Origin of the sequence: Streptomyces sp. B3I8, assembly GCF_030816915.1 — a bacterium.
Taxonomy (GTDB): Bacteria; Actinomycetota; Actinomycetes; order Streptomycetales; family Streptomycetaceae; genus Streptomyces.
Map to the genome: position 1 here is coordinate 1645737 of NZ_JAUSYN010000002.1, position 12975 is coordinate 1658711.

At 71.0% G+C, this 12975-nt stretch carries 12 protein-coding genes; all 12 read right to left on the minus strand.

Annotated elements, in window-relative coordinates; translation table 11 throughout:
* Positions 1-188: 188 nt before the first annotated feature.
* The 12 genes from QFZ64_RS09585 to murF all read right to left on the minus strand — a co-directional run bounded on the left by QFZ64_RS09585 (position 189) and on the right by murF (position 12971).
* Positions 189-1454, minus strand: coding sequence for a DivIVA domain-containing protein (locus QFZ64_RS09585; protein ID WP_307064373.1), 1266 nt, complete (start codon positions 1452-1454; stop codon positions 189-191).
* Positions 1455-1506: 52 nt separating this feature from the next.
* Positions 1507-1797 carry a YggT family protein gene (locus QFZ64_RS09590; RefSeq protein ID WP_307064376.1) on the minus strand — a complete coding sequence of 97 codons (291 nt, stop codon included), beginning with the start codon at positions 1795-1797 and terminating at the stop codon, positions 1507-1509.
* 60 nt (positions 1798-1857) lie between these two features.
* Positions 1858-2490 (minus strand): cell division protein SepF, encoded by a 633-nt coding sequence (locus QFZ64_RS09595; protein WP_307064378.1) that lies wholly within the window; start codon positions 2488-2490, stop codon positions 1858-1860.
* Between the two features lie 130 nt (positions 2491-2620).
* Positions 2621-3340, minus strand: a complete 720-nt coding sequence (locus QFZ64_RS09600) for a YggS family pyridoxal phosphate-dependent enzyme (RefSeq protein WP_307064380.1) — start codon at positions 3338-3340, stop codon at positions 2621-2623.
* Between the two features lie 6 nt (positions 3341-3346).
* On the minus strand, positions 3347-4087 hold the full coding sequence (gene pgeF, locus QFZ64_RS09605) for a peptidoglycan editing factor PgeF (RefSeq protein WP_307064382.1): 741 nt from the start codon (positions 4085-4087) through the stop codon (positions 3347-3349).
* A complete protein-coding gene (ftsZ, locus tag QFZ64_RS09610; protein WP_307064384.1) occupies positions 4084-5277 on the minus strand; it encodes a cell division protein FtsZ in 1194 nt (397 codons plus the stop codon). The genes pgeF and ftsZ overlap by 4 nt, the downstream gene beginning before the upstream one ends.
* Positions 5278-5564: 287 nt before the next feature.
* On the minus strand, positions 5565-6428 hold the full coding sequence (locus QFZ64_RS09615) for a cell division protein FtsQ/DivIB (protein ID WP_307064387.1): 864 nt from the start codon (positions 6426-6428) through the stop codon (positions 5565-5567).
* A 25-nt stretch (positions 6429-6453) separates the two neighbouring features.
* Positions 6454-7542 carry an undecaprenyldiphospho-muramoylpentapeptide beta-N-acetylglucosaminyltransferase gene (murG, locus tag QFZ64_RS09620; protein WP_307064389.1) on the minus strand — a complete coding sequence of 363 codons (1089 nt, stop codon included), beginning with the start codon at positions 7540-7542 and terminating at the stop codon, positions 6454-6456.
* A gap of 6 nt (positions 7543-7548) precedes the next feature.
* Complete coding sequence (gene ftsW / locus QFZ64_RS09625; RefSeq protein ID WP_307064390.1) at positions 7549-8895, minus strand: putative lipid II flippase FtsW; 1347 nt, start codon at positions 8893-8895, stop codon at positions 7549-7551.
* A 103-nt stretch (positions 8896-8998) separates the two neighbouring features.
* Positions 8999-10483, minus strand: coding sequence for a UDP-N-acetylmuramoyl-L-alanine--D-glutamate ligase (gene murD, locus QFZ64_RS09630; RefSeq protein WP_373430574.1), 1485 nt, complete (start codon positions 10481-10483; stop codon positions 8999-9001).
* A complete protein-coding gene (mraY, locus tag QFZ64_RS09635) occupies positions 10465-11556 on the minus strand; it encodes a phospho-N-acetylmuramoyl-pentapeptide-transferase (protein WP_307071631.1) in 1092 nt (363 codons plus the stop codon). Before mraY ends, murD begins: the two co-directional genes overlap by 19 nt.
* Positions 11556-12971 carry a UDP-N-acetylmuramoyl-tripeptide--D-alanyl-D-alanine ligase gene (gene murF, locus QFZ64_RS09640; protein WP_307064394.1) on the minus strand — a complete coding sequence of 472 codons (1416 nt, stop codon included), beginning with the start codon at positions 12969-12971 and terminating at the stop codon, positions 11556-11558. The genes mraY and murF overlap by 1 nt, the downstream gene beginning before the upstream one ends.
* Between the last annotated feature and the right edge of the window lie 4 nt (positions 12972-12975).

Genomic DNA, 12975 nt, shown 5'->3' on the forward strand with positions numbered 1-12975 from the left:
GAGGTCCGGGGGCGGAGCCCCGGGGGACGGGAACGGGAAGGGGCGGCGGGGGCGAACCAAGCGGTCCGCCGGCCCCGCTTCCCCCACCGCAGACCCCCTTCCGCACAACGCGAAGGCGGCCCTGGAGGGGAACCCTCCGGGACCGCCTTTCGAGCCTGCCGACGGCTCGCCGCGTGACTACACCGCGCTCAGTTGTCGTCCTCGTCGATCAGGAATCCGCGCATCGGCGAGGGGGCCTGACCCATCGGAGACGGGCCCTGCGGCCGCACCGGCGCCATCGGCTGCGTCATCGCCGGCGTCATCTGCTGCTGCCCGCCGTAGGACGGCCCCGAGGGCCCCTGCGGCCCACCCATCGACTGGTTGCCGCCGTAGGACGGGGCGCTCGCGCCCGCCGGAGCCATGGACGGCGCCGACGGCGACGGCAGGGAGGCCGTGGCCGGGGTACGGGGCGGAGCCAGCGAGTCGTCGGCCTGGGTCTCGAGCTGACGCAGCTGCGACTCCAGGTAGGACTTCAGCCGCGTGCGGTACTCGCGCTCGAAGCCGCGCAGGTCCTCGACCTTGCGCTCCAGCGTGGCGCGGGCGGACTCCAGAGAGCCCATCGCGACGCGGTGCTTCTCCTGCGCGTCCCGCTCCAGGGCGTCGGCCTTGGCACGGGCGTCCCGCTCCAGACCCTCGGCACGCGAACGCGCCTCGCCGACGATCTTGTTGGCCTCGGAGCGGGCCTCGGCGATCGCCTGGTCGGCGGTCTGCTGGGCCAGCGAGAGGACACGGGCCGCGCTGTCGCCACCGGGGCCCTGACCGGGGCCGCCCATGGGACCGCCCATCGGGCCACCCATCGGACCGCCCATGGGGCCACCCATCTGCTGCATGGGCGGCTGGCCGCCCATCGGTCCCTGGCCCATGGGACCGGGGCCCTGACCCATCGGGCCGGGACCCTGCGGGCCGCCCTGCCCGCCACCGGGGCCGGCGGGCAGCTGCGGGGCACCGCTCGGCAGCTGGGGCGGACCACCCATGGGGCCACCCATCTGCTGCTGCGGCGGGCCCGATATGCCGGCGGGTACCGGAGCGCCGGGACCTCGCATGCCCTGCTGCGGGTGCTGCTGCTGCGGGTGCCCCTGCTGGGGGTGTCCCTGCTGCGGGTGCCCCTGCTGGTGGGGACCGCCCTGCTGGTGCGGTCCACCCTGGTGGGGCCCGCCCTGCTGCTGGTGAGGGCCGCCCTGGTGCGGCGGTCCGTCCTGACCCTCCGGGGGCTTGCGCATGTTCTGCTGGTTCTGCGCGGCGGCGCGCGTGGCCGCGGCCAGCTTGGCGCGCAGGTCCTCGTTCTCGCGCAGCAGCCGGGTCAGCTCGGCTTCGACCTCGTCGAGGAAGGCATCGACCTCGTCCTCGTCATAGCCTTCTCGGAGGCGGACGGTCGTGAACTGCTTGTTCCGCACGTCCTCGGGGGTCAACGGCATTTCTTCACCTCAACGTTGTCGTCGGCAGTCGGCAGGCCCATGTCGTCCACGCTCATCCCAGTGCACCACCCACGAGGGAGATCAGGATGTAGACGATGATCATCAGTACGAAGAAGGACAGGTCGAGCGCCACGCCCCCGAGACGCAGCGGCGGGATGAACCGCCGCAAGAGCTTCAGCGGTGGATCGGTGACAGTGTAGGTCGCCTCGAGGACGACCACCATCGCCCTGCCGGGTTGCCATGAGCGGGCGAACTGGAAGACGTAGTCCATGACCAACCGGAAGATGAGCACCACAAGGAAGCACATCAGCACGACGTAGACGACCTGCACCACCACGTCCATGATCCGTGCGTCCCTCTCCCCTGCTCCTGCGTCATTCCTGGTCCTGCCGGGCCTTGCTTCTCAGCTCTGGTTGAAGAACCCGCCCTCTGCGATGCGGGCCTTGTCCTCCGCCGTGACATCGACGTTAGCAGGAGACAACAGGAAGACCTTCTGCGTCACCCGCTCGATGCTGCCGTGAAGACCGAACACCAGACCGGCCGCAAAGTCGACAAGTCGCTTCGCGTCCGTGTCGTCCATCTCGGTCAAGTTCATGATCACCGGGGTGCCCTCACGGAAGTGTTCCCCGATGGTACGGGCTTCGTTGTAGGTCCGCGGGTGCAGTGTCGTGATGCGGTACGGCTCTCGTTCCGACACGACCTTGGGCATGATCACCGGTGCGTTCTTCTCCAGGCTGGCGCGTTCTTGTGTGATGGATGCCACGGGCGCGATGCGTGCCGGACGTCCGGATTCCGCGGGAAGCGGAGCGGCATGGGGCAGCGGGTCGCGCGGCGCGGGCGACTGTACGGATCGTACCGATTCGTCCCGTTGCGACTGAAGTGACTGGTGTGACGGCTCGTGCCGACGGCGCTCACGTTCGGGCTCCGGGTCGAGTTCCGGTTCGAAGTCGTCGTCGGGGTCGAAACCCCTGCCGTCGTACCCATCGTCCTCCACGAGGCCGAGGTAGACCGCCATCTTGCGCATCGCGCCGGCCATGCTCCGAGTCCTCCGCTCTGTGGTGGATCCACTGACGACTTGCCAAGTGCCCGCGATCCACGAGGTCGTTACGCCCGCCTACCAGCGGTAATGACCATATTTTCTGCTGTGGTCCGACTTCCTGGCGACGTTACCCGAGCCCGGGGCGGACTCCGAGTACCGCAGTGCCGACGCGTACATGTGTCGCTCCGGCCGCCACGGCCTGTTCGAGGTCCGTACTCATCCCCGCGGAGACCATGTTCGCAGCAGGATGTGTCTCGCGCAGTACGGTCGACAAATCCATCAACCGCTCGAACGCCGCCTGTTGACGTCCCGCGTACTCCCCGGTGAGCGGCGCGACGGTCATCAGTCCGTCGAGCCGCAGCCCCGGGGCCTCGTCCACCAGGGCGGCCAACTCCCCGATGCCGTCGGGTCCGACGCCGCCGCGTTCGCCCCGTCCGCTCTCCCCCGCGTCCAGCGCGACCTGGAGCAGGCAGCCCACCTCGCGGCCGGTCCGCGCGGCCTCCCGGGAGAGTGCCGTGACAAGCCGGGCGCGGTCGACGGACTGTACGAGTGAGGCGTAACCGAGCACCGAACGCACCTTGTTGGTCTGCAACTGACCCACGAAGTGCCAGGTGAGCGGCAGATCCGAACATGCGGCGGCCTTGGGGGCCGCGTCCTGGTCCCGGTTCTCGGCGACGTGCCGCACGCCGAGTTCGGCCAGGAGGCGCACGTCGCTCGCGGGGTAGGTCTTGGTGACCACGATCAGGGTCACCTCCTCCCGCGCACGCCCCGCGGCCGCGCACGCGGCGGCGATGCGCTCCTGAACCTGTGCCAGGTTCGCTGCCAGTTGAGCCCTGCGGTCGGTCATGTTCCTTCAGTCCAGCCAGACATAGCCGGCGAGCCGCCCCGTGGTGCGGTCGCGGCGGTAGGAGTAGTGGTCCCGCGACTCCCGGGTGCACACCGTGGAGCGCGTACGGTCGCGTACGCCGAGTCGTTCGAGCTGGGCGTGCACCCCGGCGGCCACGTCGAGCGCCGGCGTACCCCAACTCGTCTCGGAGTGCGCCGCGGGCTCGACGGCGGCGACCTCGGCGCGCATGGCCTCGGGCACCTCGTAGCAGCGGCCGCAGACGGCGGGGCCGGTGCGGGCGGTGATCCGGGAAGGTTCGGCGCCGAGTGCCGTCATGGCGCGTACGGCGGCGGGGACGACGCCCGCCACCATGCCGGGCCGACCGGCGTGCGCGGCGGCGGCGACCCCGGCGACGGGGTCGGCGAGCAGGACGGGCACGCAGTCGGCGGTGAGGACGGCGAGGGCGAGGCCGCGGCGCGTGGTCACGAGCGCGTCGACGGCGGGGAGTTCGGCGGTGCCGCTGTCCCAGGGGCCGTCGACGACGGCGACGTCGGCGCCGTGGACCTGGTTCATCCAGACGACGGCGCCGGGGTCGATCCCCAGGGACTTCGCGGCCAGTTCGCGGTTGGCGCGTACGGCGTCGGGGTCGTCACCGACGGCGCCGCCGAGGTTGAGCTCCTCGTACGGAGCGGCGCTCACCCCGCCCCACCGGTCGGTGAAGGCGAAGTGGGCGCCACTCGGGTCGGGAGCGTCGAGGGGACCTATCACTTGAGGAAGTCCGGAACGTCCAGTTCCTCGGCGGCGCTGTCCGAGTAGGTCCGCGACGGCGGGACCGGCGGGCCGGCCGGCAGGTCGTGCACCGGCTCCGGGGCGGGCTCCGGCGCGGCCTCCTTGGGCGTGACGCTGCCGAGCGAGCCGAAGGACGGGCGGCTCTCCGCCTGCCGCACCGGGGCGGGCTCCTCGCGCTTGGCCGAGGAGGAGCCGAGGACGGTGTCCCGCTTGGACGGCGGCTGACCGCCGTCGAACCCGGCGGCGATGACGGTGACCCGCACCTCGTCGCCGAGCGCGTCGTCGATGACGGCGCCGAAGATGATGTTGGCCTCGGGGTGGGCGGCCTCGCTGACGAGCTGGGCGGCCTCGTTGATCTCGAACAGGCCGAGGTCGGAGCCGCCGGAGATGGAGAGCAGCACGCCCCGGGCGCCGTCGATGGACGCTTCGAGCAGCGGCGAGGAGATGGCCATCTCGGCCGCGGCCACCGCGCGGTCGTCGCCGCGGGCGGAGCCGATGCCCATGAGCGCCGAACCGGCCTCCGACATGACCGACTTGACGTCGGCGAAGTCGAGGTTGATCAGGCCGGGGGTGGTGATGAGGTCGGTGATGCCCTGGACACCGGAGAGCAGGACCTGGTCGGCCGACTTGAAGGCGTCCAGGACCGAGACCTGGCGGTCCGAGATGGACAGCAGGCGGTCGTTGGGGATGACGATGAGGGTGTCGACCTCTTCGCGGAGTTCGGCGATGCCGTCCTCCGCCTGATTGGCGCGGCGCCGGCCCTCGAAGGTGAACGGCCGGGTGACCACGCCGATGGTGAGGGCGCCGAGCGTGCGGGCGATGTTGGCCACGACGGGCGCGCCGCCGGTGCCGGTGCCGCCGCCCTCACCGGCTGTCACGAAGACCATGTCGGCCCCCTTGAGGACCTCCTCGATCTCCTCGCGGTGGTCCTCCGCGGCCTTGCGGCCGACGGCCGGGTTGGCTCCGGCGCCGAGTCCGCGGGTGAGTTCGCGGCCGACATCGAGTTTGACGTCGGCGTCGCTCATCAACAGCGCCTGCGCGTCGGTGTTGATGGCGATGAACTCGACGCCCTTGAGACCGACCTCGATCATCCGGTTGATGGCATTGACACCACCGCCGCCGACACCGATGACTTTGATGACTGCGAGGTAGTTCTGCGGTGCTGCCACGTCGAAGGCCTCTCGCCTCGAGTTACGTGTCGTCGCATCGCCGGAGCACTGCCGGCTCCGCGATCCGACGACTGATGCCGAATGGGACGGTCCGAACGCCGACCCGAACCCTAACGCTGAAGTTTAGGGTTACCAGTATGTCTGTTCCTTGAAGTCTTCTGAACAGGACACTAAGTCGACAAGTGGCGCGCGTTCAACGAACACGCCGAACCTCCCGTTTTTCTTTTCACCCTATGTGATCAGCCGTAGCGCTGCCCAACCAGGGTGCTGGCCTGCGCGGATGTGCGTCAACTCGCCGATGACGCCGGGGCGGTGGGGACGCTCACGTCGAAGTGCCGCGCGCGCGGCGCCGCTTTCATGAGCGCGGTGAGGGTGCGGGCCTTCACGCGGCCCTGTTCGGCGCTGCCCCACAGCACGGTGCGGCCGCCGCCCAACTCCAGCGTGACGGAGTCATAGGAACGGACCTTGACGGTGCGGGTGGCGCGGGCCACCTCGGCCGGGAGGTCGCCTGCCACGTCCACCGCCGCGCGCGTCAGCCGCGCGGTGCCGAAGCGGCGGGCGGAGGCGCCGCGGGCCACGGTCAATTCCAGCCGGGGCGTGCCACGGGGAACGCGGGAGACAGTGGCGAAGCGGACGCCCTTTTTGTCCACTTCGACATATTTTCTCGCTTTATCATCTTTACCGCTTTCGCCGTCCCCCTTTTCCGTCGTCCCCGTCGCGCCCGTCGCCCCCGTCGCGCCCGTATTCCCGATCACGAGAACCGGGACACGCTCCGTGACTTTCAGCGTGATTCCGTGCGGCCAGGCGCGGGACACGTCGACGGTGTCGATACGGGGCAATTCCGCGCGCAGCCGCGCCTCGATCGCGTCCGTGTCGACCGACAGCAGCGCGTCGCCGAGCGGCACGCGGGCCGTCGCGCGCACCTGCTCCGGGGTGAGCACCCGGGTGCCGGAGACGGAGACCCGCTCGGCGCGCAGCCACGGGGAACCGTAGAGGAGCCAGAGGAGACCGGTGCCGAGAACCAGCACGACCGGTGTGAGGAGGACGAGGGTGCGGCGGCGGGGCAGCCGCCGCCGCAGGGGCGGCCGGGGCGGGCCGGACTTCTTCGGCTGGTGCCGTTCGCCGCGTTCGGCGGTGGTGGGTCCGGCCACGCTCCTGCCCTTTCGTCATACGGTGCTAACGGCGCGAGGCGATCGCCTCGTACACCATGCCGACGAGCAGCTCGTCGGCGTCCCGGCGGCCGAACTCACCGGCCGCGCGCGACATCTCGTACAGCCGGTGCGGGTTGGCGAGCACGGGCAGGACGGTGTCCCGGACCCAGTCGGGGGTCAGGTCCGCGTCGTCGACCAGCAGGCCGCCGCCGGCCTTGACCAGCGGCTGGGCGTTCAGCCGCTGTTCGCCGTTGCCGATGGGCAGCGGGACGTAGGCGGCCGGCAGCCCGACGGCGGAGAGTTCGGCGACGGTCATCGCGCCCGCGCGGCAGAGCATCATGTCGGCCGCGGCGTACGCGAGGTCCATCCGGTCCAGGTAACTTACCGGGATGTAGGGGGGCATCCCCGGCATCTGCTGCACGTGCGGCAGTTCGTTCTTCGGGCCGACGGCGTGCAGGATCTGGATGCCGGCCTGCTGGAGCCAGGGGGCCACCTGCTGGACGACCTCGTTGAGCCGCCGGGCGCCCTGCGAGCCGCCGGAGACCAGCAGCGTGGGCAGGTTGGGGTCGAGCCCGAACGCGGCCCGGGCCTCGGGGCGTACGGCGGCCCGGTCCAGGGTGGCGATGGTGCGGCGCAGCGGGATGCCGATGTACCGGGCGCCGCGCAGCTTGCTGTCCGGGGTGGAGACGGCGACCTGGGCCGCGTACCGCGAACCGATCTTGTTGGCCAGCCCCGGACGGGCGTTGGCCTCGTGGATGACGATGGGCACACCGAGCCGCTTGGCGGCCAGGTAGGCGGGCAGCGCCACGTAACCGCCGAAGCCGGCCACGGCGTCGGCCTTGGTGCGCTCCAGGATCTGCTCGGCCGCCTTGATCGTGCCGCGCAGCCGGCCCGGGACCGTGATCAGCTCAGGGGTGGGTTTGCGCGGCAGGGGGACGGCGGGGATCAGCGCGAGTTCGTAGCCACGTTCGGGAACGAGACGTGTCTCGAGTCCGCGTTCCGTGCCCAGGGCCGTGATCCCCACGGTCGGGTCCTGCCTGCGCAGGGCGTCCGCGAGGGCGAGCGCGGGCTCGATGTGGCCGGCGGTCCCTCCACCGGCGAGGACGACATGCACCGAAATTCACCGCTCTCCGGACGTACGCGCCCGAGGGGCACGCCGTCGCATCGTGTTCCATCTCCTGGCGGCCCGAGGGCCTCCGGCCCGCTTTCTACCAAAGCGAGGTTGCCGCATGGCGAGGGCCGCCCGCGCAGCGGGGTCCTCGCGCGCGAAGGCGATCAGCAACCCGATGGCGAACATGGTCGGCAGCAGGGCGGACCCTCCGTAGGAGAACAACGGGAGCGGGACACCGGCGATCGGCAGCAGACCGAGCACCGCACCGACGTTGATCACCGCCTGCGCGGTGATCCAGGTGGTCACGCCTCCCGCGGCATACCTCACGAAGGGGTCCTCCGTGCGTCCGGCCACGCGGATACCCGCATAGCCTAGAGCCGCGAACAGGGCGAGCACCGACAGTGTGCCCGCCAGGCCCAGTTCCTCACCGGTGATGGCGAAGATGAAGTCGGTGTGGGCTTCTGGCAGTTCGCCCCATTTCTCCACACTCGCGCCGAGCCCGGAACCGAAGAACCCGCCCGAGGCGAGCGCGTAGATGCCGTGCACCGCCTGCCAGCAGGAGTCGTCGGGGCCGGGGTCGGTGGCGCCCAGGCAGCCGAGCCGGGCCATGCGGTTGGGACTGGTCCTGATCAGGACGGTGCCGATGAGGGCGGCGATGCCGAGCACCCCGGCGAACATCCGGGTCGGCGCACCGGCCAGCCAGAGCAGGCCGAACAGGATCGCGGTGAGGATGATCGCGGTGCCCATGTCGCCGCCGAGCATGATCAGTCCGAGCAGCAGTCCGGCCGCCGGGACCAGCGGCACCAGCATGTGCTTCCACTGGGTCAGCAGCCGCTTGTCCTGTTTGCGGGCGAGCAGGTCGGCGCCCCACAGCACCAGCGCGAGCTTGCCGAACTCGCTGGGCTGGATCTGGAAGGAGCCGCCCAGCGAGATCCAGTTCTGGTTGCCGTTGACCGCGACCCCTATCCCCGGAACCTGCACGAGCATCATCAGGAAGACCGAGCTGGCCAGGATCGGGTAGGCCAGCGCGCGGTGCAGCCGCACCGGCATCCGGGAGGCCGCGAACAGCAGCCCCGTGCCGATCACGGCGGCCAGGAACTGTTTGCGGAAGAAGTACGACCCCGACAGCGACATCTGCAGCGCGGTGATCTGGGAGGCCGAGTAGACCATCACCAGACCGAGCCCGGTGATCAGCAGACTGCTGCCGAGGATCAGGTAGTACGCGGTCAGCGGCCGGTCCCAGGCCTTGCGCGCCCGCGCGTGCAGACGGTGCAGTGCCGTGTCGGCGGGGGGCCGGACGGCGGAGGCGGGGGGTCTCCTGCCGGGCGGGCGGGGCGCGGTGCGGCTACTGGGCATCAGCGGCACCCGCCGGGCCCGTCGCGGAAGTCCCCCGGTGCTCGGACCACATCGTCTCCACGCGTCCTCCCATCCCGGCACCGCCGGCAACGGCAGGCCCGGATCAGCCGTCCGCGGAGCCGAGTTCGCGGACGGCCTCCGCGAACGCGTCCCCGCGCCTGTTGTAGTTGGTGAACATGTCCATGGACGCACAGGCCGGCGCCAGGAGCACCGTGTCGCCCGGTCGCGCGAGCGTGCGCGCCTGAAGGACCGCCGCGCGCATCGCCCCAGTGTCTGTCCGGTCGAGGTCGACCACGGGTACTTCCGGGGCGTGTCGCGCCAGCGCCTCGCGGATCAGCGCGCGGTCGGCGCCGATCAGCACGGCGCCGCGCAGCCGGCCGGCCGCCCCGGCGACCAGTTCGTCGAAGGTCGCGCCCTTGGCGAGCCCGCCGGCGATCCACACGATGGACTCGAACGCCGCCAACGAGGCCTGCGTGGCATGGGTGTTGGTGGCCTTGGAGTCGTCGACGTAGGCCACGCCGTCCACGTCGGCGACGTGCGCGATGCGGTGCGCGTCCGGGGTGAACGCGCGCAGCCCGTCCCGTACGGCCCCCGGCCGCACCCCGTAGGCGCGGGCGAGGGCCGCCGCGGCAAGGGCGTTGGCGATGTTGTGCGGGGCCGGGGGGCGCACGTCGGCGACCTCGGCGAGTTCCTGCGCGTTCTTCTGCCGGTCCTGGACGAAGGCACGGTCCACCAGGAGGCCGTCCACGACGCCGAGTTGGGAGGGGCCCGGGGCGCCGAGGGTGAAGCCGACGGCGCGGCAGCCCTCCTCGACGTCGGCCTCGCGCACCAGGTCCTCGGTGGCCTTGTCGGCGACGTTGTAGACGCAGGCGACCTGATTGCCTTCGTAAATACGGCCCTTGTCGGCGGCGTAAGCCTCCATGGAGCCGTGCCAGTCGAGGTGGTCGGGGGCGAGGTTGAGCACGACGGCGCTGTGCACGCGCAGCGAGGGCGCCCAGTGGAGCTGGTAGCTGGAGAGTTCCACGGCGAGGACGTCGTAGGGCTCGCCCGTCTCGTCCGTGCCCGCCAGGACGACGTCGACGATCGGGGTGCCGATGTTGCCGACGGCGGCGGTGCGCAGTCCGGCGGCCCGCAGGATCGAGGCGAGCATCTGCGTGGTGGTCGTCTTGCCGTTGGTGCCGGTGACGGCGAGCCAGGGGGCCGCGCTCGCCCCGCCCCGGCCGCGCAGCCGCCAGGCGATCTCGACGTCGCCGACGACGTCGACACCGGCCGCGGCGGCCGCCGCGAACAGCGGCGAGGAGGGCTTCCAGCCCGGTGAGGTCACGACGAGTCCGGTGCCCTCGGGCAGCGTCTCGGCGTCGCCGAGGCGGACCGTGACGCCGTCGGCCGCGAGGGCCTCGGCCTTCTCGCGCTGCGCCGCGGAGTCGCCGCCGTCCACGACGGTGACCCGGGCGCCGAGGCCGGCCAGGGCGCGGGCGGCACTGACGCCGCTCACGCCGAGGCCGGCGACCGTGATGCGCGTCCCCGCGAACTCGTGGGCCGCGGCGGCCCCCTGGGTCCCGTCGGAGGTCACTTGGCGGCCGCCCATCCCGCGTAGAAGAGGCCGAGTCCGACGACCACGCAGATGCCCTGGATGATCCAGAAGCGGACCACCACAAGGACTTCGGACCACCCCTTGAGTTCGAAGTGGTGCTGCAGCGGCGCCATCCGGAAGACCCGTCGGCCGGTCATGCGGAACGAGCCGACCTGGATGACGACCGACATCGTGATGAGCACGAACAGACCGCCGAGCAGCGCGATGAGCAGCTCGGTGCGGGAGCAGATCGCGAGGCCGGCGAGCGCGCCGCCGAGTGCCAGCGAACCGGTGTCACCCATGAAGATCTTGGCGGGCGAGGTGTTCCACCACAGGAAGCCGAGGCAGGCGCCCATCAGCGCGGAGGCGATGACGGCGAGGTCGAGCGGGTCGCGGACCTCGTAGCAGGCCTGCGGGTTCATCAGGGTCGCGGCGTTGGCGCACGACTCCTGGAACTGCCAGACGCCGACGAACGTGTAGGCGCCGAACACCATCACCGAGGCGCCGGTGGCCAGACCGTCCAGACCGTCCGTCAGGTTCACGCCGTTGGACATCGCCAGGATCATGAACAGCGCCCAGACGACGAACAGCACGGGGCCGATGGTCCAGCCGAAGTCCTGCACGAAGGAGATCTTGGTGGAGGCCGGCGTCTGCCCCTGCAGGTTGGGGTACTGCAGGGCGAGCACCGCGAAGGCGATGCCGACGATGAGCTGTCCGGCCATCTTGGCCTTGGCCCGCAGGCCGAGCGAGCGCCGTTTGACGATCTTGATGTAGTCGTCCAGGAACCCGACCAGGCCCATCCCCGCCATCAGGCCGAGCACCAGCAGGCCGGAGAAGGTCGGCGAGGCGTCGGCGTCCGGGTCCAGGTAGCTCGTGATCACCTTGGCCAGGAAGTACGCGACGATCGTGGCGAAGATGAAGGCGATGCCGCCCATCGTCGGCGTACCGCGCTTGCTGGCGTGCTCGCGCGGGCCGTCGTCGCGGATGTACTGGCCGTAGCCCTTGCGGGCCAGCAGCTTGATCAGCAGCGGAGTGCCGACCAGAGTCAGGAACAGACCAATGACTCCCGCGAACAGGATCTGCTTCATCATCGGGCTGCGACCTCACCCTCGGCACCGTTCTCGAGCAGCGCCTGGGCCACGCTCTCCAGCCCGACCGACCGGGACGCCTTCACGAGCACGACGTCCCCCGGGCGCAACTCGCTGCGCAACAGGTCGACAGCCGCCTGTGCGTCGGACACGTGCACCGACTCCTCACCCCACGAACCCTCGTTGTATGCGCCCAGTTGCAGCCAGGACGCTTCCCTGCCCCCGACCGCGACGAGCTTGCCGACATTGAGCCGGACGGCCAGCCGCCCGACCGCGTCGTGCTCGGCGAGCGCCTCGTCCCCGAGCTCGGCCATCCTGCCGAGCACCGCCCAGGTCCGCCGCCCTCGTCCCATGGCCGCCAGCGCGCGCAGCGCGGCCTTCATGGACTCGGGGTTCGCGTTGTAGGCGTCGTTGACGATGGTCACGCCGTCAGGGCGCTCGGTGACCTCCATGCGCCAGCGGGAGAGGGAGCCCGCCTCGGAGAGCGCGGTGGCGATCTCTTTCGCGGACATGTCCAGCTCATGGGCGACGGCGGCCGCGGCGAGCGCGTTCGACACGTGGTGCTCACCGTACAGGCGCATCGTCACATCGCTGCACCCGGAGGGTGTGTGAAGCCTGAACGAGGGCTGTCCGGCGGCCGTGAGCGTCACGTTCTCGGCGCGTACGTCCGCTTCGTCGCTCTCCCCGAACAGCAGTACCCGTGCCGTGGTGCGGGCGGCCATGGCCAACACGTAGGGGTCGTCGGCGTTGAGGACGGCGACGCCGCCCTCCTCGGCCGACGGGAGGCTCTCGACGAGTTCGCCCTTCGCCTGTGCGATCTGCTCGCGTCCGCCGAACTCGCCGATGTGGGCGGAGCCGACGTTCAGGACGAGACCGATCCGCGGCGGGGTCAGCTCGGCGAGGTAGCGGATGTGACCGATGCCGCGGGCCCCCATCTCCAGGACCAGGTACCTGGTCTCGGCGGTGGCGGAGAGCGCGGTGAGCGGCAGCCCGATCTCGTTGTTGAGCGAGCCGGGCGTGAACACCGTGGGCGCCTTGGTGCGCAGCACCTGGGCGATGAGGTCCTTGGTGCTGGTCTTGCCGGCCGAGCCGGTGAGGGCGACGAGGGTGGCGCCGAGCCGCTCGACGACGTGCCGGGCGAGGGCGCCCAGCGCCCGCTGGACGTCGTCCACGACGATCGCTGGCACGCCTACGGGCCGGGAGCCCAGTACGGCCGCCGCACCGGCCTCGACGACGGCTCGCGCGTAGTCGTGGCCGTCCGCGCGTTCGCCGACGAAGGCGACGAACAGGCTGCCGGGCACCACCTCACGGGAGTCCCGGACGACGGGTCCGGTGACCATGACCGACGGATCCGGTATGTCATACGTCTGCCCGCCGACGACTTCTGCGATCTCGGCGAGGGAGAGGGCGATCACAAGT